This is a genomic window from Variovorax sp. Root318D1 (genome assembly GCF_001424835.1).
GTDB lineage: Bacteria > Pseudomonadota > Gammaproteobacteria > Burkholderiales > Burkholderiaceae_C > Variovorax.
This window is the reverse complement of the sequence record NZ_LMCQ01000022.1, coordinates 67,419-85,387: the sequence shown is the minus strand read 5'-3', so window position 1 is coordinate 85,387 and position 17,969 is coordinate 67,419. Positions and strand designations below refer to the sequence as shown.

20 protein-coding genes are annotated in these 17,969 nt (G+C 66.1%); 12 read left to right on the top strand and 8 right to left on the bottom strand.

What is annotated here, in order from left to right:
• Positions 1 to 154: 154 nt before the first annotated feature.
• The 8 genes from ASC78_RS20235 to ASC78_RS20200 all read left to right on the top strand — a co-directional run bounded on the left by ASC78_RS20235 (position 155) and on the right by ASC78_RS20200 (position 7,062).
• Positions 155 to 1,834 carry a CTP synthase gene (locus ASC78_RS20235; protein WP_055805307.1) on the top strand — a complete coding sequence of 560 codons (1,680 nt, stop codon included), beginning with the start codon at positions 155 to 157 and terminating at the stop codon, positions 1,832 to 1,834.
• A gap of 55 nt (positions 1,835 to 1,889) precedes the next feature.
• Entirely contained in the window at positions 1,890 to 2,747 is an 858-nt protein-coding gene (gene kdsA, locus ASC78_RS20230) for a 3-deoxy-8-phosphooctulonate synthase (protein WP_055805303.1), read from the top strand.
• Positions 2,744 to 3,034: a DUF1330 domain-containing protein gene (locus ASC78_RS20225; RefSeq protein WP_055805300.1), complete on the top strand. Its 291-nt coding sequence runs from the start codon at positions 2,744 to 2,746 to the stop codon at positions 3,032 to 3,034. The genes kdsA and ASC78_RS20225 overlap by 4 nt, the downstream gene beginning before the upstream one ends.
• Before the next feature lie 41 nt (positions 3,035 to 3,075).
• Positions 3,076 to 4,359 carry a phosphopyruvate hydratase gene (eno, locus tag ASC78_RS20220; RefSeq protein ID WP_055805298.1) on the top strand — a complete coding sequence of 428 codons (1,284 nt, stop codon included), beginning with the start codon at positions 3,076 to 3,078 and terminating at the stop codon, positions 4,357 to 4,359.
• A gap of 20 nt (positions 4,360 to 4,379) precedes the next feature.
• The gene (ftsB, locus tag ASC78_RS20215; RefSeq protein WP_055805295.1) at positions 4,380 to 4,658 is read left to right on the top strand and encodes a cell division protein FtsB; all 279 of its coding nucleotides are present in this window, start codon (positions 4,380 to 4,382) and stop codon (positions 4,656 to 4,658) included.
• 99 nt (positions 4,659 to 4,757) lie between these two features.
• A complete protein-coding gene (gene pnuC, locus ASC78_RS20210) occupies positions 4,758 to 5,381 on the top strand; it encodes a nicotinamide riboside transporter PnuC (RefSeq protein ID WP_055805294.1) in 624 nt (207 codons plus the stop codon).
• Positions 5,378 to 6,076 carry an AAA family ATPase gene (locus ASC78_RS20205; protein WP_055805704.1) on the top strand — a complete coding sequence of 233 codons (699 nt, stop codon included), beginning with the start codon at positions 5,378 to 5,380 and terminating at the stop codon, positions 6,074 to 6,076. Before pnuC ends, ASC78_RS20205 begins: the two co-directional genes overlap by 4 nt.
• Positions 6,076 to 7,062 carry a hypothetical protein gene (locus ASC78_RS20200; RefSeq protein WP_055805293.1) on the top strand — a complete coding sequence of 329 codons (987 nt, stop codon included), beginning with the start codon at positions 6,076 to 6,078 and terminating at the stop codon, positions 7,060 to 7,062. The genes ASC78_RS20205 and ASC78_RS20200 overlap by 1 nt, the downstream gene beginning before the upstream one ends.
• A 12-nt stretch (positions 7,063 to 7,074) precedes the next feature.
• Here the strand turns inward: ASC78_RS20200 and hslO are convergent, their stop codons facing one another.
• Positions 7,075 to 8,082: an Hsp33 family molecular chaperone HslO gene (hslO, locus tag ASC78_RS20195; RefSeq protein ID WP_055805291.1), complete on the bottom strand. Its 1,008-nt coding sequence runs from the start codon at positions 8,080 to 8,082 to the stop codon at positions 7,075 to 7,077.
• A 34-nt stretch (positions 8,083 to 8,116) separates the two neighbouring features.
• Positions 8,117 to 8,641, bottom strand: a complete 525-nt coding sequence (locus ASC78_RS20190; RefSeq protein WP_055805287.1) for a gamma carbonic anhydrase family protein — start codon at positions 8,639 to 8,641, stop codon at positions 8,117 to 8,119.
• Between the two features lie 37 nt (positions 8,642 to 8,678).
• On the opposite strand from ASC78_RS20190, the gene ASC78_RS20185 reads away from it, so the two are divergent.
• Entirely contained in the window at positions 8,679 to 9,491 is an 813-nt protein-coding gene (locus ASC78_RS20185) for a ferritin-like domain-containing protein (protein ID WP_055805284.1), read from the top strand.
• An 8-nt stretch (positions 9,492 to 9,499) separates the two neighbouring features.
• Here the strand turns inward: ASC78_RS20185 and ASC78_RS20180 are convergent, their stop codons facing one another.
• The 5 genes from ASC78_RS20180 to ASC78_RS20160 all read right to left on the bottom strand — a co-directional run bounded on the left by ASC78_RS20180 (position 9,500) and on the right by ASC78_RS20160 (position 13,776).
• Positions 9,500 to 9,976, bottom strand: coding sequence for a MaoC family dehydratase (locus ASC78_RS20180; RefSeq protein WP_055805281.1), 477 nt, complete (start codon positions 9,974 to 9,976; stop codon positions 9,500 to 9,502).
• Positions 9,977 to 10,035: 59 nt separating this feature from the next.
• On the bottom strand, positions 10,036 to 11,025 hold the full coding sequence (locus ASC78_RS20175) for a Bug family tripartite tricarboxylate transporter substrate binding protein (RefSeq protein WP_157634497.1): 990 nt from the start codon (positions 11,023 to 11,025) through the stop codon (positions 10,036 to 10,038).
• The gene (locus tag ASC78_RS20170; RefSeq protein WP_082517605.1) at positions 11,022 to 11,798 is read right to left on the bottom strand and encodes a DUF72 domain-containing protein; all 777 of its coding nucleotides are present in this window, start codon (positions 11,796 to 11,798) and stop codon (positions 11,022 to 11,024) included. Before ASC78_RS20170 ends, ASC78_RS20175 begins: the two co-directional genes overlap by 4 nt.
• A gap of 12 nt (positions 11,799 to 11,810) precedes the next feature.
• Positions 11,811 to 12,722 carry a site-specific tyrosine recombinase XerD gene (xerD, locus tag ASC78_RS20165; protein WP_055805278.1) on the bottom strand — a complete coding sequence of 304 codons (912 nt, stop codon included), beginning with the start codon at positions 12,720 to 12,722 and terminating at the stop codon, positions 11,811 to 11,813.
• A gap of 79 nt (positions 12,723 to 12,801) precedes the next feature.
• Positions 12,802 to 13,776, bottom strand: coding sequence for a tripartite tricarboxylate transporter substrate binding protein BugE (locus ASC78_RS20160; RefSeq protein WP_055805275.1), 975 nt, complete (start codon positions 13,774 to 13,776; stop codon positions 12,802 to 12,804).
• A 101-nt stretch (positions 13,777 to 13,877) separates the two neighbouring features.
• Between ASC78_RS20160 and ASC78_RS20155 the strand changes: the two genes are divergently transcribed.
• On the top strand, positions 13,878 to 14,795 hold the full coding sequence (locus ASC78_RS20155) for an AEC family transporter (protein WP_055805271.1): 918 nt from the start codon (positions 13,878 to 13,880) through the stop codon (positions 14,793 to 14,795).
• On the opposite strand, the gene queG is transcribed toward ASC78_RS20155, so the two are convergent.
• Positions 14,743 to 15,870, bottom strand: a complete 1,128-nt coding sequence (gene queG / locus ASC78_RS20150; RefSeq protein WP_055805268.1) for a tRNA epoxyqueuosine(34) reductase QueG — start codon at positions 15,868 to 15,870, stop codon at positions 14,743 to 14,745. The genes ASC78_RS20155 and queG overlap by 53 nt on opposite strands.
• Here queG and tsaE point away from each other — a divergent pair.
• On the top strand, positions 15,856 to 16,365 hold the full coding sequence (gene tsaE / locus ASC78_RS20145; protein WP_055805265.1) for a tRNA (adenosine(37)-N6)-threonylcarbamoyltransferase complex ATPase subunit type 1 TsaE: 510 nt from the start codon (positions 15,856 to 15,858) through the stop codon (positions 16,363 to 16,365). The two genes, queG and tsaE, sit on opposite strands and share 15 nt — an antisense overlap.
• Complete coding sequence (locus tag ASC78_RS20140) at positions 16,362 to 17,939, top strand: N-acetylmuramoyl-L-alanine amidase (protein ID WP_055805262.1); 1,578 nt, start codon at positions 16,362 to 16,364, stop codon at positions 17,937 to 17,939. Before tsaE ends, ASC78_RS20140 begins: the two co-directional genes overlap by 4 nt.
• Positions 17,940 to 17,969 lie beyond the last annotated feature (30 nt).

The window sequence follows — 17,969 nt, the reverse complement described above, 5'->3', positions numbered from 1 at the left end:
AGGGCCCCACGCAAGGGCCGCGGTGCATGGCCGCCCCAAGCCGCCGATGCGCCCCCAGAAGAGCGAAGGAGAAGCGCACAGGTGCGCGGAGTACGCAGTCGGGCCATATACAATCAGCATTTCCCACTGCCCGGTCCTCGCGTCCGGAACTGGCATGACCAAATTTGTCTTCGTCACCGGTGGTGTCGTATCTTCCCTTGGCAAGGGAATCGCCTCCGCCTCTCTCGCTGCGATCCTCGAATCGCGCGGCCTCAAAGTCACCCTCATCAAGCTGGATCCGTACATCAATGTCGATCCCGGCACGATGTCGCCTTTCCAGCATGGCGAAGTGTTCGTCACCGACGACGGCGCCGAAACCGACCTCGACCTCGGCCACTACGAGCGCTTCATCACCACGCGGATGCGCAAGGCCAACAACTTCACCACCGGTCAGATTTACAAGACCGTGCTGGAGAAAGAGCGCCGCGGCGACTACCTCGGCAAGACGGTACAGGTGATTCCGCACATCACCAACGAGATCCAGGAATACATCAAGCGCGGCGCCGGCCTCGGCACCGCGCATGAAGTGGACGTGGCGATCGTCGAAATCGGCGGCACGGTGGGCGACATCGAATCGCTGCCCTTCCTGGAGGCCGTGCGCCAGATGAGCCTGCGTATGGGCCCGAACAACTCGGCCTTCGTACACCTGAGCTACGTGCCCTGGATCGCCGCCGCTGGCGAACTCAAGACCAAGCCCACGCAGCACACCGCCAAGGAACTGCGCGCCATCGGCATCCAGGCCGACGCCCTCCTTTGCCGCGCCGACCGCCCGATTCCCGATGACGAGCGGGCCAAGATCTCGCTGTTCTCGAACGTGCCTGAATGGGGCGTGATCTCGATGTGGGACGTCGACACCATCTACAAGGTGCCGCGCATGCTGCACGAGCAGGGCCTGGACGGCCTCATCTGCGACAAGCTGCGCATCAACACCCCGCCCGCCAAGCTGCAGCGCTGGGACGACCTGGTCTACGAAGTCGAGCATCCGCAGCAGGAAGTGAGCATTGCCATGGTCGGCAAGTACGTCGACCTGTCCGACAGCTACAAGTCGCTGAACGAGGCGCTGCGCCATGCCGGCATGAAGAACCATGCCCGCGTGAAGATCGACTACATCGATTCCGAAACCATTTCCGCGCAAGACGTCTCGCGGCTTGCCAAGTACGACGCGATCCTGGTGCCCGGCGGTTTCGGCCAGCGCGGCGTCGAAGGCAAGATTTCGGCTGCCCGCTTTGCGCGCGAAGGCAAGGTGCCGTACCTCGGCATCTGCCTGGGCATGCAGGTGGCCACCATCGAATACGCCCGCCACGTGGCGGGCCTGAAGAACGCGAACAGCACCGAGTTCGACCCCGAGACGCCCTGCCCCGTGATCGCGCTGATCACCGAGTGGAAGGATGCCGACGGCACCGTGAAGACGCGCAACGAGAAGTCCGACCTCGGCGGCACCATGCGCCTGGGCGCGCAGAGCTCCGACGTTACGGCCGGCACGCTGGCCCACAGCATCTACGGCGACGTGGTGACCGAACGCCATCGCCACCGCTACGAAGCCAACGTGAACTACCTCGACGAGCTGCGCGCCGCAGGCCTCGTGATTTCCGCGCTGACGCAGCGCGAACACCTGACCGAAATCGTCGAGCTGCCGCAGGACGTGCACCCCTGGTACATGGGCGTGCAGTTCCACCCCGAATTCAAGTCGACGCCGTGGAGCGGCCATCCGCTCTTCAATGCCTTCATCAAGGCAGCGCTCGAGCACAAGGCGCGCAGCGCGGGCGGTGCAAAGAACCTGAAGGCCGTCGCATGAGCCGCCGGGCCGCTCCCAAGGCGAATGACGAAGTGCGCAGCACGGAGACATCTCTATGAAACTTTGCGGATTCGACATCGGGCTCGACCAGCCCTTCTTCCTCATTGCCGGCCCGTGCGTGGTCGAGTCCGAGCAATTGCAGATGGACACGGCCGGCACGTTGAAGGAAATCACCTCCTCGCTCGGCATTCCGTTCATCTTCAAGAGCAGCTTCGACAAGGCCAACCGTTCGTCGGGCACCAGCTTCCGCGGCCCCGGCCGCGAGAAGGGCCTGGAGATCCTGGCCAAGGTGAAGCGCGAGCTCGGCCTGCCGGTGCTGACCGACGTTCACACCGAAGACGACATCACCGAAGCCGCCAAGGTGGTCGACGTGCTGCAGACGCCCGCCTTCCTGTGCCGCCAGACCGACTTCATTCGCGCGGTGGCGCAGTCGGGCAAGCCGGTGAACATCAAGAAGGGCCAGTTCCTCGCGCCGCACGACATGAAGAACGTGATCGACAAGGCACGCGCGGCGGCCAAGGAAGCCGGCCTGCCGGAAGACAGCTTCATGGCCTGCGAACGCGGCGCGAGCTTTGGTTACAACAACCTGGTGTCGGACATGCGTTCGCTCGCGATCATGCGCGAGACTGGCGCACCCGTCGTGTTCGACGCCACCCACTCGGTGCAGCTGCCGGGCGGCCAGGGCACGAGCTCGGGCGGGCAGCGCGAAATGGTGCCGGTTCTTTCGCGCGCGGCGGTGGCCGTGGGCGTGGCCGGGCTCTTCATGGAGACGCACCCCGACCCGGCCAAGGCACTGAGCGACGGCCCCAATGCCGTGCCGCTCAAGCACATGAAGGCCCTGCTCGAGACGCTCGTCGCGCTCGATCGGGTCACCAAGAAAAACGCATTCCTGGAGGACGTCTTCCAATCATGAGCAGTGGCTATGTCATCGCCAACGTCGAGGTCACCAACCCGGCGCAGTACGAGGAATACAAGAAGTGGTCGAGCGCGGCCATGCAGGCGCATGGCGCCGAAGTGTGCACGCGCGGCGGCAAGGTCGAAGTGCTCGAGGGCGACTGGTCGCCTTCGCGCGTCGTCATCCTGAAATTTCCCAGCTTCGAGAAGGCCAAGGCCTTCTATGAATCACCCGAATACCTGAAGGCTCGCGAAGCGCGTGCCGGTGCCGCCGTCATGCGCATGATCGCGGTCGAAGGTGTTTGATCATTTGAATTCGAGACTGAACTGAAAAGAAAGAGAAACGCATGAGTGCAATCGTTGACATCGTCGGCCGCGAAATCCTCGACAGCCGCGGCAATCCCACCGTCGAGTGCGACGTGCTGCTCGAATCGGGCACCATGGGCCGCGCAGCCGTGCCCTCGGGCGCATCGACCGGTTCGCGCGAAGCCATCGAGCTGCGCGACGGCGACAAGAAGCGCTATCTCGGCAAGGGCGTGCTCAAGGCGGTGGAGAACATCAACACCGAGATCTCGGAATCCGTGCTCGGCCTCGATGCCAGCGAGCAGGCTTTCCTCGATCGCACGATGATCGACTTGGACGGCACCGACAACAAGGGCCGCCTGGGTGCCAACGCGACCCTCGCCGTTTCGATGGCCGTGGCACGCGCCGCGGCCGAAGAGTCGGGCCTGCCGCTGTACCGCTACTTCGGCGGCATGGGTGGCATGCAGCTGCCGGTGCCGATGATGAACGTCATCAACGGCGGCGCGCACGCCAACAACAGCCTGGACCTGCAAGAGTTCATGATCATCCCCGTGGGCGCGCCGAGCTTCCGCGAAGCCGTGCGCTACGGCGCCGAGGTGTTCCACGCCCTCAAGAAGATCCTGGGCGACCGCGGCATCAGCACGGCGGTCGGCGACGAAGGCGGTTTCGCGCCCAGCGTCGAGAGCCATGAAGCAGCCATCCAGCTGATTCTGGAAGCCATCGACAAGGCCGGCTACGTAGCGGGCGAGCAGATTGCACTCGGCCTCGATTGCGCCGCCAGCGAGTTCTACAAGGACGGCAACTACGTGCTCTCCGGCGAGAACCTCACCCTGTCGGCCGGCAACTGGGCCGACATGCTGGCCACGTGGGTCGACAAGTACCCGATCATCAGCATTGAAGACGGCATGCACGAAGGCGACTGGGACGGCTGGAAGCTGCTCACCGACCGCCTCGGCAAGCGCGTGCAGTTGGTGGGCGACGACCTGTTCGTCACCAACACCAAGATCCTGCAGGAAGGCATCGACAAGGGCATTGCCAACTCGATTCTGATCAAGATCAACCAGATCGGCACGCTGACCGAAACCTTCGCCGCCATCGAGATGGCCAAGCGCGCGGGCTACACGGCGGTCATCTCGCACCGCTCGGGCGAAACCGAAGACAGCACCATCGCCGACATCGCGGTGGGCACCAACGCCGGCCAGATCAAGACTGGTTCGCTCTCGCGCTCCGACCGCATCGCCAAGTACAACCAGCTGCTGCGCATCGAAGAAGACCTCGGCGACATCGCCAGCTACCCTGGCCGCGGCGCGTTCTACAACCTGAAGTAGTAGCCCCGAAGCCGGCGGCAATGCGCTCGCGCCTCGTTCCACCCATCGTGCTGTTGCTGCTGCTGGTCGTCCTGCAGTGGCAGCTTTGGAACGGGCGCGGCAGCGTGCGCGACGTGTCGCAGCTGCAGACCAAGCTGGCCGAGCAGAAAGAGGCCAATGCCAAGGCCACTGTGACCAACGAACGGCTGGCCTCCGAGGTCAACGACTTGAAGGTCGGCTTGGAGATGGTCGAGGAGCGCGCGCGCCAAGAATTGGGCATGGTCAAGCCGAACGAAGTGTTCGTTCAGGTCACACGCTGAACATGACCCCCACGCTCGGCACTGCGTGTCCTCGCTGCCCCCCGAGGGGGCCGCTCGCGCCTTGGGGCGGCCCGGCGGCGCTCGGCACCTGACGCCCCGATGCCCGAGTTCTTCTCGGCCCCCGCCTTCGTGCTCTGGGCCTCACCGGTCAGCTGGCTCGAAATCGTAGCCGCGGTGCTGGCGCTTGCAATGGTCGGCTGCAACATGCGCGAAATCCATTGGGGCTGGCCGCTCGCAATCGTCAGCTCGCTGCTCTACGTGGCCGTGTTCGCAAAGGCGCGCATCTACGGCGATGCCTCACTCCAGGTGTTCTTCGCGATCGTCGCGCTCTGGGGCTGGGCGCAATGGCTGCGCGGCCATCGGGCCGACGGCGGTGCATTGCGGGTCAGCCGGCTGTCGCGGCGCGGCGCCGCGCTGGCGCTCGTGGCCTGCGCACTGGCATGGCCCGCGGTCGCCCTCTTCCTGCACCGCTTTACGGACTCTGACGTGCCCTGGTGGGACGGGTTCGCGACCGGGCTCAGCCTCGTCGGCCAGTTCCTGCTCGGGCGCAAGTTCATCGAGAACTGGCTGGTGTGGCTGGCGGTGAACGTCGTGAGCGTGGGCCTGTTCATCCACAAGGGCCTTTGGCTGACGGTCGGCCTCTACGCGGTATTCGCCGTGCTGAGCGTGGCGGGCTTTCTTGCATGGCGCGCGCGCATGCAGGTCGAGGCCGCTCGCGCATGACTCCCGTGCTGCCGACAGGATGCATCATCGCGTTGCTCGGCGCCGAGAGCACCGGCAAGACCGAACTCGCCCGCGCGCTCACGCAGCGCCTGCAGGAGCGCGGCATCGCCACCACGATGGTGGGCGAATACCTGCGCGAATGGTGCGACCGCGAAGGCCGGACGCCACGCCCAGACGAACAGCGCGCCATCGCCGACGAGCAGATGCGCCGCATCGACGCCGCGGCCGCCTCGGGCGTGGTGGTGGCCGACACCACGGCCCTCATGACCGCGGTCTACAGCGAGCAACTGTTCGGCGACACCTCGCTCCATGCCCAAGCCCTGATGGCGCAGGCCCGCTACGCCATCACACTGCTGACGGCGCTCGACATTCCCTGGGTTGCCGACTCATTGCGCGATGGCGACCACGCGCGCGAGCCCACCGACGCGCTGGTGCGCGCGGCGCTGACGGGCGCGAGGCTTTCTTTTGCGGTGGTGCACGGCACTGGCAGCGAAAGGCTCTCCAGTGCGTGGAACGCCATCAACTCCATTGCCGCCAGCGAAGGCCGGCCCCGCGCACGAGGCCGCTTCGATTCCAAACCAGCCGCCTGGACATGGCCTTGCGAGAAGTGCTCCGACCCGGAATGCGAACATCGGCTTTTCAGCGACTTGATCGGACGCCGCGACAATCCCTCCACACCCAGCTCGGAGATCTGATGTTCCCGCTTCGCTTCTCTCATTCCGCTGGCTGCGCCAGCCTCTTGTGTCTGTTTGCCGCACTGCTCGCGGCGGGCGCCGCCACGGCCGCGCCCGTCGCCGCCACGGTGGAGAACGCCACCACGCCCACGGCCTGCGCCGAGGAAGACAACGTCTCGCTGGTGCTGCGCGGCGAAGGCATCCGGCGCATGCGCATCGAGGCGCTGCAGCCGCCCTACCTCGACAGCATCGGCAACGACACCACCGCGCCCGATTTTTCGGGCTGCAACTTCGACGGCGGCGCCCACCCCACAGACCCCGCGCACAAGTTCAAGCCTCGCCGCGTGGTGCTGCTCGACGATGCGCGCTGGCGCATCGTCGGCATGACCCTGTCCAGTTTCTGGCGCCCGCAGCAGGTGCCGGTGCGCGTGGGCGCGCGCACGGACCGCGGCTTTCATATGCTTCAGATCTTCCGCAAGGAAGAAGGCAAGGCGCTCGAGGCGCTGGTGCTCTATCCGGCCGACGGCTACTGGCGCATCAAACCGCTGCCGGAAGAACGCTTCGGCGACGGGGTGTATGGGTCTTCGTTCCTGCTCGGGCCGGTCGCTCAGGGCAGTCGGCCGGTGGTCGATATCGCGTCGATCCGCATCGTGCCGAAGCCGCTGGCCATCCACCTGCGTTTCGTCGGCGGCGGCAGCGCGGTGGCCAAAGTGTCGGAGATCAGCCGCACGCGCACCGCGCTCGACGTGCGGCTCTCGTCGCCGACGGTGAATGCGCGGCCCTTTGCGGTGCTGCGCTCGATGTACGTGACACCCGACAACGCCGACGTGAGCGAGGTACGGTGGCAAGAATCGTCCGAGGCCGCGGAGCAGGTGCTGTCCCTGCCCGATCTGAAGACGCTGAGCGGCACGCATATGCGCTTCGGACGCAGCCTGCCTTCGCGCCACAACACCAGCGCACCCGATATCGTGTTCGGCGACTTCGACGACGACAAGGCGCCGCGCTGATCGCCGGGCGATTTACTGCACGACCGGACTGCCCGGAACCTGGTCGCCCGGCGGCCTGAAGATCTGCGCCGCATCCACCGCGTCGAAGCGGTATTGCTTGCCGCAAAAATCACAGCCAACCTCGATGTCGCCCCGCTCGGCGAGGATCTCCTCGGCCTCTTCCACGCCGAGCCCGCGGATCATCTGCGCCACGCGGTCGCGGCCGCAGGTGCATGCGAAATGCGGCCCCAGCAGGCCGGCCTGCGGCTCGAAGCGCAGCAGCTTTTCTTCCCAGAACAGGCGCCGAAGAATGGTTTCGATGTCGAGCGTGAGCAACTCGTCGCGCGTGAGGCTCGAGGCGAGGATCGAAATGCGGTTGTAGTCCTCGTTCAGGCCGATCTGGTCCTGGTTGGCCTGGTCATGGTCCCTGACGGAGGTGCCGGACTGGCCTTCGAGATTGCCCTCGCCCTTGACCGGCAAGCGCTGGATGAGCAGGCCGGCCGCCACCTTGTCATCGGCCGCGAGCACCAGCGTGGTGTCGAGCTGCTCGCTCTGCAGCATGTAGTGCTGCAGCACGTCGCTGAGCTTGCCGAGCTTCTCGCCCTCGTCGTCGAAGAGCGGCACCACGCCCTGGTAAGGCGTCGTTCCCGGCAGCTTGTCCTTGGGGTCGAGCGTGATCGCGCAACGGCCCTTGTTGTTCTCGTTCACCATGTCCGGCAGGCGTGCATCGGCCGGCAGGTCGCCAATCACCTTGGCGGTGGCGCGCAGGCTCAGGTCGGGCTTGGCCTCGGCCACGGCCACCTTGACCGGACCGTCGCCGAAGATCTGCAGGATCAACGCGCCGTTGAACTTGATGTTGGCCTGCATCAGCGTGGCCGCCGCGGTCATCTCGCCGAGCAGCTCGGCCACGGGCGGCGCATAGGCGCCGGTGGCTGTGTTGGAGGCGCGCCGCGCCAGGATTTCCTGCCACGCATCTGTCAGGCGCACGATCATGCCGCGCACCGGCAGGCCATCGAACAGGAATTTGTGCAGCTCGCTCAAAACGGATTCTTCTTTCTGTTGGGCCTGCGCTTGGTCAGGCAATCTTCTTGAGGCCCTTCGCGTAGCGAACGGCGTTGTGGACGTAATGGTCGGAGCCGTGGCGCAAACGGGCGGCGTCTTCGTCGCTGATCGTGCGCATCACCTTCGCGGGTGAACCGAAGATCAGGGAATTGTCGGGAAATTCCTTCCCCTCGGTCACGACGCTGCCGGCACCGACAATCGAATTGCGGCCGATCTTCGCGTTATTCAAGACCACGGCCTGGATGCCGATCAGCGAGTTGTCGCCGATGGTGCAGCCGTGCAGCATGACCTGGTGGCCGATGGTGACGTTTTCGCCGATGGTGAGTGGGCTGCCGGGGTCGGAATGCAGCATGGACATGTCCTGCACGTTGCTGTTGCGTCCGATGGTCATCGTCTCGTTGTCGCCGCGCAGCACCGCACCAAACCAGATGCTCGCGTTCTCGCCCAGCTGCACGTTGCCGATCACTTCCGCGCTGTCGGCGACCCATGCGCCGGTGCCGAGTTGCGGCGCAACGCCGTCGAGTTCATAGAGGGCCATCGTGGAGTCTCCGGGGGCAAAAACTAGAATTGTAGGGATGCACCCCCGATTGAGCGCGCTGGCCGCGCTGCGACTGAGCGATCCTGAAGCAAAGGTGGCGGCAACACGCACCACCGCTGCGCGAGCCGCTACCGATTCCATAGCAACTGAACCCCTGCGCACCGTGGGCGATGACATCGGCGTGCCGGGCCGCCCCGAAAGGCCGCTGCGCGTGGCCGCCACCGCGGTGCAAAAACGCTCGCCCTTCACGACCGACGGCCGCGCCGCGCTGATCCATTCGATCTGCCACATCGAGTTCAACGCCATCAACCTCGCGCTCGATGCGGTCTGGCGCTACGACGGCATGCCCGAGGCCTACTACCGCGACTGGCTGCGCGTGGCCGATGAAGAGGCACAGCACTTCACGCTGCTGCATGCGCACCTGCAGGACATGGGCTGGCGCTACGGCGACTTCCCCGGCCACGACGGGCTCTGGAGCATGTGCGAGAAAACGAAGGACGACGTGCTGGCGCGCATGGCGCTGGTGCCACGCACGCTCGAAGCGCGAGGGCTCGACGCCACGCCGCTGATCCAGGCCAAGCTGAAGCGCGTCAACACGCCCGATGCACTGCGCGCAGTCGAGATCCTCGACATCATCCTGCGCGACGAAGTGGGCCACGTGGCCATCGGCAACCGCTGGTACCGCTGGCTCTGCGAGCGGGAGGGCCGCGACCCCGAGGCGACCTACCCCGAACTGGTGGCGCGCTACGAGGCGCCGCGGCTTAAGCCGCCTTTCAACCTCGAAGCCCGCGGGCGCGCCGGGTTCAGCGCAGAGGAACTGCGTGCGCTCTCGGCCGGCGGCAAGGACTGAACGGAGGCCTACGCCGGCCGAGCGTGCACCACCAGCTTGGGCGAGAAGTACTGGACCACCTCGCCGAGTTGGTTGAGCGTGCGGCATCGCATCGTCACCATCGCGCGGCCGGGCTTGGAACGCGAGGGAGCGATCTCGAGGACCTCGCTCACCACGTGCAGCACATCGCCGGGCCGCGTGGGCTTGGGCCATTGCAGCTCGCCGCCCGAACCGATGATGCCCTCTGCCAGCGGAATGCCGCTTTCCACCAGCAGCTTCATCGTGAGCGCCGCCGTGTGCCAGCCGCTTGCCGCGAGGCCGCCGAAGAAAGTGTTCTTCGCGGCTTCTTCGTCGGTATGAAAAGGCTGCGGATCGAACTGAAGCGCAAAGGCCTTGATCTGCGCCACGTCCAGCGCATGTTCGCCGCTCTGGAAGCGATCGCCGACCGACAGGTCTTCCAGGTACAGCGCACGCTTCGCGCCGGTGTCGTCAGGGAGTGCCACCATGGGAGTTCCTTGTAGTGCCTGTGCGCATTCTCGAACCTTCAGCGGGCCAGGATGCGGGGTCAATCGGCCTTGATGTTCGCGGCCTTGACGATGCGCCCGTTGCTCTCGAACTCCGAGGCGATCTCCTTGGCAAAGGCCGCGGGGGTGCCGCCGGTCGGCACGTTGTCGGTGGCCGTAAGCTTGGCGCGCAACTCGGGGCTGGCCAGCGCCTTGTTGATCTCGGCGTTGTACTTTGCAACGAGCGCGGGCGGTGTCGCCGCGGGCGCGAAGACACCGAACTGCGAGTTGATGTTGGCCGCGTTGTAGCCCAGCTCGCCCAGCGTGGGCACCTGCGGCAGGCTTTCGAGCCGCGCGGGCGCCCCCACCGCCAGCGGACGCAGCTTGCCCGACTGGATGTGCGACGTGAGCGTGGGGCTGGCGTTGGTCGAAAGAATCTCGAACTGCCCGCCCAAAGCATCGTTGAGCTGCTGGCCGCCACCCTTGTAGGGCACGTGCGTGATGTCCACGCCCGCGGCCGCCCTCAATTGCTCCAGCACGATGTGCCCGAGCGACGCCGGACCCGACGTGGCCCAGCGCACCGCGCCCGGCTGCGCTTTGGCATCGGCGACGAGCGCGCGGAAATCCTTTGACTTGCTGGCCGGCGTGGCGATCAGCAACACCGGCGAATACATCACGCTCACGACGGGCGCGATGTCTTTCTGCGGATCGAAGGGCAGCTTGCCGAGGTGTGGGCTCAGCACCAGCGGGCTGATGGCCGAAAAGCCCAGCGTGGCGCCGTCGGGCGCGGCCTTGGCCACTGCGTCCATGCCGATGGCGCCGCTCGCGCCGGCGCGGTTTTCCACCACCACGATGGTTCCCAGTTGCGTCGCGAGCTTGTCGCCGAGCGCGCGCGCGACCACGTCGCTGACGCCTCCTGCGGGGTACGCGACGATGAGCCGAATGGTTTTGGGCTGACCTTGTGCGCCGGCTGCTGCCGCGCAGAGCGCTGCGCCGGCAACGAACCACATGGGCTTGAACGAAAAATGCATGTCGAATCTGGAGAAGTTCATGGATGTCCCACGGAGGGAGGCGCCGATTTTGAAGCAAGGCGCAACAGCGTCAGCGCGTTGCCCACGGCTGCGCCGCTGGCCGTGTTGTCGAAGATGCACCAGCATGCCGCGCCTTCCTCCTCGCTGGCTTGGCGCAAGCGCACGGCAAGCCGCTGCAACAGTGCTTCGTCGTAGGCCGACCAGTAACGGCGCGGTGAACCGTGCAGGCGCAGGTACACCAGACCCGGCCATCCACCCGGGGCCGCGGCCTCTTCGAACAGGACCGGGTCGGCCAGCACGCGGGCCACGCGAAACTGCGAGAGCAAGGCTTCCGCCTGAGGAACGAACCAAGTGCGATGCCGCGGCTCGAGGGCCACCGGGCCTTCAAACCTTTTTCGCAACGCCGCCAAGAATCGCTTTGCAATGCTTGCATCAAACGCAAGGCTGGGCGGCAACTGCACGACGAGGCAGCCGAGCTTTCTGCCCAGTCCGCGCACTTGCGCAAGAAATGTCTCGAAGGCCCGCATGGCGTCGACCAGCCGGCTCTCGTGCGTGATGGTTTGTGGCAGCTTCACCGCGAAGCGGAAGCCGCCGGGCGTGCTGGCAGCCCAGCGCTCATAGGTTTCACGCCGGTGAGGCTTGTAGAACGAGCTGTCGATTTCCACCACATCAAAGCGCTGCGCATAGCGCGCGAGATGCGAACCCTCGGCAGGAAAATCGGGCCACGACACCCGCGGCAGGCTCCAGCCCGCGCAACCGATGCGCAACAGCAGCGGCGGCATGGCGCGGTTCATTCGCGTGCGCCCTCAGCCGCGCGGATGGTGCTTGGCATGCATCTGCTTGAGCCGCTCCCGCGCCACGTGGGTGTAGATGGTAGTGGTCGAAATATCGGCGTGCCCGAGCAGCAGCTGCACCGCGCGCAGGTCGGCGCCATGGTTCAGCAAATGGGTGGCGAACGCGTGGCGCAAGGTGTGCGGCGACAACGGCACGTGAATGCCGGCCGCGGCGGCCTGCTTCTTCACGATGATCCAGAACATCACGCGCGTCATGCCCGCGCCGCGCGAGGTCACGAACAGGTCGGGCGTCTGCTGCCCGTCCAGGATGGCGGGCCGCGACTCCTCCAGGTAGCGCTCGATCCAGCGGCGTGCCTCGCCGCCGAAGGGCACGAGGCGCTCCTTGTTGCCCTTGCCCAGCACGCGCAGCACGCCGTCGTTCAGGCTCATGTCGATGACCTTGAGCGCCACGAGCTCGCTCACGCGCAGCCCGCTCGCATACATCAGCTCGAGCATGGCGCGATCGCGCAACCCCAGCGGCGTCTCGACGTCGGGCGCGGCCAGCAGATCGTCGACCTGCTTTTCGGACAAGGTCTTGATGGCGCGCGGCATCTGCCGCGCTGGCGCGAGCCGCAGGCTCGGGTCGGCCGCGATGCGCCGCTCGCGCAGCGCCCAGCGGTAGTAGCGCTTGAACACGGTGAGCCGCCGATTGGCCGAGGTGGCCTTGCCCTTGGTGGAGAGGCGCACGCCCATGTAGGCCTGCAGATCGTTCTCCTTCGCGGCATCGAGCAGCGCGCCGCCCCGCTCCTTGCGCAGCCACCCGGCGAACAGCGCCAGGTCGCGCCGGTAGGCGGCCAGCGTGTTCTTCGACAGTCCGTCCTCGAGCCAGAGGGCGTCGATGAAGTCGTCGATTTCAGGGGTTTGTGTGGCGGCGGCCTCGGTCATGCCTGCAAGATAGCAAAAAGAAAATTACCAAAGAAAAAGGCCGCCTCGTGCGGGCGGCCTTGGCTCAAATCAACTGCGGTCAGTCGAGCTTCAGCTTCTGCTTGGCGACCACCTGCTTGTAGACCTCGTACTCGGCCTTGATCTGCGCGGCAAACTGCTCGGGCGTGTTGGCCACGATCAGCGAACCGGTGTCTTCGATGCGCTTCTTCACGGCCGGGTCTTCCACCGACTTCTTCACGCCGGCGTTGATCTTGTCGACCACCTCCTTCGGCAGGCCCTTGGGGCCCAGGATGCCGTAGTAGGCCATGCGATTGACCGGCTCGAGCCCCACTTCCTTGAAGGTCGGCACGTTGGGCAGTGCGGCAAGGCGCTGCGGCGCGGACACCACGATGGGAACCAGCCGGCCGCTCTGGATGAACGGCATGGCCGACGGAATGTTGTCGAACATGATGGGTACCTGGCCCGCCACCACGTCGTTGAGGGCGGGGCCCGCACCGCGGTAGGGAATGTGCGTGACGAAGGTGTTGGTGAGGCTCTTGTAGAGCTCCATCAGCAAGTGGCCAATGCCGCCGGTGCCCGACGATGCATACGAATACTTGCCGGGGTTCTTCTTGAGCTCGGCCACGAACTCCGCGTAGTTCTTGGCCGGGAAGCTCGGGTTCACCGCAATGATGTTCGGCGTGGCCGCAATGTTGATGATCGGCGTGAAGTCGTTGATCGGGTCGTACGGCACCTTGGGGTTGATGGCCGGGTTGGCCGCCGTGCTCGATACCGTGGCAACGCCGAGCTTGTAGCCGTCGGGCGTGGCGCGCGCGGTTTCGGCCGCGCCCACAATGCCGCCGCCGCCCGCGCGGTTGATCACCACCACCGGCTGGCCCAGCACCTTGCCCAGCGGGTCGGAAATCACGCGCGCCACGATGTCGGTCGTGCCGCCCGGTGCAAAAGGCACGCTCAGTTCGACCGGCTTGTTGGGATAGCCCTGCGCGAAGCTCTGACCAGTGACCGCGACCAGCGCGGCGGCACCCACCATGGCGCCCCATTGACGACGTTGCATCGAAAAACTCCTTGATTGACTGTGTCGAAAAGCAAAGCCCCGGATGCTAGCGGCTTCGCACTGCGCCCGTGCTGTGGAATACCCATGGTCCGCCACGGTTTATGCTCGAAGCGGTGAACTTCGCCCAGCTGCTTTTCCCGGATTTTTCGCTCATCGCCATCGGCTGGCTGCTTTGCCGCTACACCGCTCTCGACCGCCGCGTGTGGGACCAGGTCGAAAGCCTGGTGTACTACTTTCTTTTTCCGGTATTGCTGTTCCATTCGATCGTGCGCAGCCCGCTCGATTTTGGCGCCACTTCGAGCCTGCTTACCGCGGGTGTGGGCATCGGCATCAGCGGCATCGCGTTGGCCTATGCACTGCCCTTTATTCCAGGCCTTCGCACGCACATCGACCGCCGCGATCACGCCGCAAGCGCGCAGATCGCGTTTCGCTTCAACTCCTTCATCTGCCTCGCGCTGGCCGAACGGCTGGCCGGCCCGCAAGGCCTGCTGCTGATCGCGGTGCTGATCGGCGTGTGCGTACCCATGTTCAACATCGCGGCCGTCTGGCCGATGGCGCGGCACGCCAAGACCGGCTTTGCGCGGCAACTCGTGCGCAACCCGCTCATCGTTGCCACGCTGGCAGGGCTTCTCGCGAACGTGCTGGGCTTCACGATTCCGGGCTGGGCCACGCCGACGCTCACGCGCATTGGCGCCGCATCGCTCGCACTCGGCCTGCTGGCGGCGGGAGCGGGCATGCAGTTCGCAACCCTGGGACGCGGCAAGGTGCTGGCGGTTTCGGTGTTGTCGATCCGGCATTTGTTGCTGCCACTGGTCGCCTGGGGCCTGTCTCATTCGCTGCGTCTGGACGCCACGCAGGCTTCCGTGCTGATGGCGTTTTCAGCCGTGCCTACGGCCTCGAGCGCCTATGTGCTGGCAGCGCGCATGGGCTACAACGGGCCGTACGTGGCGGGTCTCGTGACCCTGTCTACGTTGTTGGGGATGGCGAGCCTGCCGTTTGCGCTGGCGTTGCCGCGCTAGCCGGCGAGGGCCGCTGCGCCAGCGCCCACACCACGTGCTCGCGCACCAGCTCGCTGGGGTGGGCAACCCGTGTGGCCAGTGCTTCGGCGGCGCCGCTCTCGCCGGCGCGCAGCGCATTGCCGAGCGCGACGGCGATGTTGCGCAACCATCGTTCGTGCCCGATGCGCCGGATGGGGCTGCCCTCGGTGAAGCGCAAGAAATCTTCCTCGCTCCAAGCGAAGAGCGAAGCCAGCGCCTGGCCGGTCAGCCCTTCGCGGGCATCAAAATCGGGCAGCGCGCTTTTCTTTGCGAACTTGTTCCAGGGGCAGATCAGCTGGCAGTCGTCGCAGCCGTAGATCCGATTGCCCATCAACGGCCGGAGCTCCAGCGGAATGGGACCGCCGTGCTCGATGGTGAGGTATGAAATGCAGCGGCGCGCATCGAGCCGGTACGGCGCAATGATGGCCTTCGTCGGGCACACGTCGATGCAAGCGCTGCAGCTCCCGCAATGCGCGCTGACCGGCTCGCTTTCGGGCAGCGCCATGTCGACGTAGATCTCGCCGAGAAAGAACATCGAGCCGGCGCTGCGGTCCAGCACGAGCGTGTGCTTGCCACGCCAGCCCTGGCCGCTGCGCGACGCGAGCTCGGCTTCGAGCACCGGGGCCGAATCGGTGAAGGCGCGATGGCCGAACGGGCCGACCTCCTCGGCGATGCGCTCGGCCAGCTTTGCCAAACGCGCGCGCAGCACCTTGTGATAGTCGCGGCCGCGCGCATAGACCGAGACGATGGCTTCACCGGGCCGCGTGAGGCGTTCGAACTCCACGGCCTGCCAATCGTCCAGCGGCGTGCCCTGCGGCAAGTAATCCATGCGTGCCGTGATGACGCTCACCGTGCCCGGCACCAGCTCGGCGGGCCGCGCGCGGCGCGTGCCATGCGTTGCCATGTATTTCATTTCGCCATGGAACCCATGGGCCAGCCATTGCATCAGACCTTCCTCGGCGCTCGATAGATCGACGCCCGCGATTCCGATTTGGGAGAATCCGAGTTCCTGGGCCAATGCCTGAATACGAGCAACGAGTGGATGGCTGACGATCACTTGCCGATTGTAGAAATTTCGACGAACGCCGGCCGCACGCTGCACTGGCGCAGCGAGGACGACACCGCCGCGTTCGCACGCGCGCTCGCGGCCTCGCCCGCCTTGCGCGATGCCTTCATTGCGCTGCATGGCGACCTCGGCGCCGGAAAGACCACCTTCGTGCGGCACCTGCTGCGCGCGCTGGGTGTCGAGGGCCGCATCAAGAGCCCCACTTACGCGGTGGTCGAGCCGCACGAGGCACCCGACGGGCTCGCGATCTTCCATTTCGATTTCTATCGCTTCAACGATCCCCGGGAATGGGACGATGCGGGTTTCCGCGACATTTTTGCGGGACCGGGGCTCAAGCTAGCTGAATGGCCGGAAAACGCCGCGGGCCGCACGCCAATTGCCGACCTCGCTATTAAAATAGAAGCAATGACCGACGACACACGCAGCGTGACCCTCCTGGCCAACACCCCGCGCGGCAGCGATCTGCTGGCGCGCATCGGCGTATGAAGGCGAGCGGCCTCAAGCGGCGCGTGCTGCTGCAGGGCGGCAGCGTTGCGCTGATGCTCGGCGTGCACCAGATTGCGCGCGGCGCCACTATCCTTGCCGTGCGCGTCTGGCCCGCCGCCGACTACACGCGCGTGACCATCGAGTCCGATGCACGGCTTCACTCGCAGCAGCTCGTGGTGGGCAGCCCGCCGCGGCTGGCAGTGGACATCGAAGGCATCGACCTCAACCCCGAGCTGCGCGAACTGGTCGGCAAGATCAAGCCCGGCGACCCGTACATCAACGGCCTGCGCGTGGGGCAAAACGCACCGAAGGTGGTGCGCATCGTGTTCGACCTCAAGCAGGCGGTGGTGCCACAGGTCTTTTCGCTGGCGCCGATTGCCGCGTACAGGCATCGGCTGGTGCTCGACCTCTATCCCGAAAAAGCCATCGATCCGATGGAAGCGCTGATCACCGAGCGCCTGCGCGAGGCACCGCGCAGCAGCAGCGGCAGCAGCGGCAATGACAGCGCCGTCGCCAGCGCACCCTCGGTGCCGCCGCCCGCCGCGCCCTCTTTGGCCCCCGCGCCCGATGGAGGGCCGCCGATTCTCGTGCGCCCTTCGCCCAACGTGCCCGCGCCACGTCCTCTGCCCGGCAGCACCGCCTTGCCTCCCGCCCGGCCGCCGGCCGGCGCGCCCATGCCCGTGCCCGTGCCGGCACCCGATCCGCTCGGCGAGCTGATGACGCAACAGTCGACGCGCCCAGGCCCGGTCGCGCCCCCACCGCCCATGGCGCCCATCACGCCTGCAGCGCCTGTCGCACCTGCTGCGCCCCTCGCACCCGCACGCGGCAACGCCACCGCCAGCCGCACCGACCGCATCATCATCGTGGCCCTCGATCCTGGCCACGGCGGCGAAGACCCGGGTGCCATCGGCCCCAACGGCACGCGCGAAAAAGACATCGTGCTGCAAATTGCGCACCGACTGCGCGACCGCATCAACGCCAGCAGCGTCAACGGCAATCCGATGCGCGCGTTTCTTACGCGTGATGCGGACTTTTTTGTGCCGCTGGGCGTGCGCGTGCAAAAAGCGCGGCGCGTGCAGGCCGACCTGTTCGTGAGCATCCATGCCGATGCCTTCACCACGCCCGCCGCGCGCGGCGCGAGCGTGTTCGCGCTAAGCCAGAGCGGCGCCTCGAGCAGCGCCGCGCGCTGGCTTGCCAACAAGGAAAACGATGCCGACAAGGTGGGCGGCGTGAATGTCGGCAACCACGAAGCGCAGGTGCAGCGCGCACTGCTCGACATGAGTACCACGGCGCAGATCAACGACAGCCTCAAGCTCGGCGGCGCCATGCTCGGCGAGATCCGCGGCATCGGCGCGCGGCTGCACAAGCCGCAAGTCGAGCAGGCTGGTTTCGCCGTGCTCAAGGCGCCCGACATTCCGAGCGTGCTGGTCGAAACGGCCTTCATCAGCAACCCCGAAGAAGAAGCCAACCTGCGCAGCGTCAGCTACCAGGAAAGCCTTGCCGATGCGCTCATGCGCGGCATCCAGCGCTACTTTGCGCAGAACCCGCCGCTGGCGCGCAGCCGTCAGCTTTGACTGTCCTGCTTCGCCCTGCTGTCCCACGCC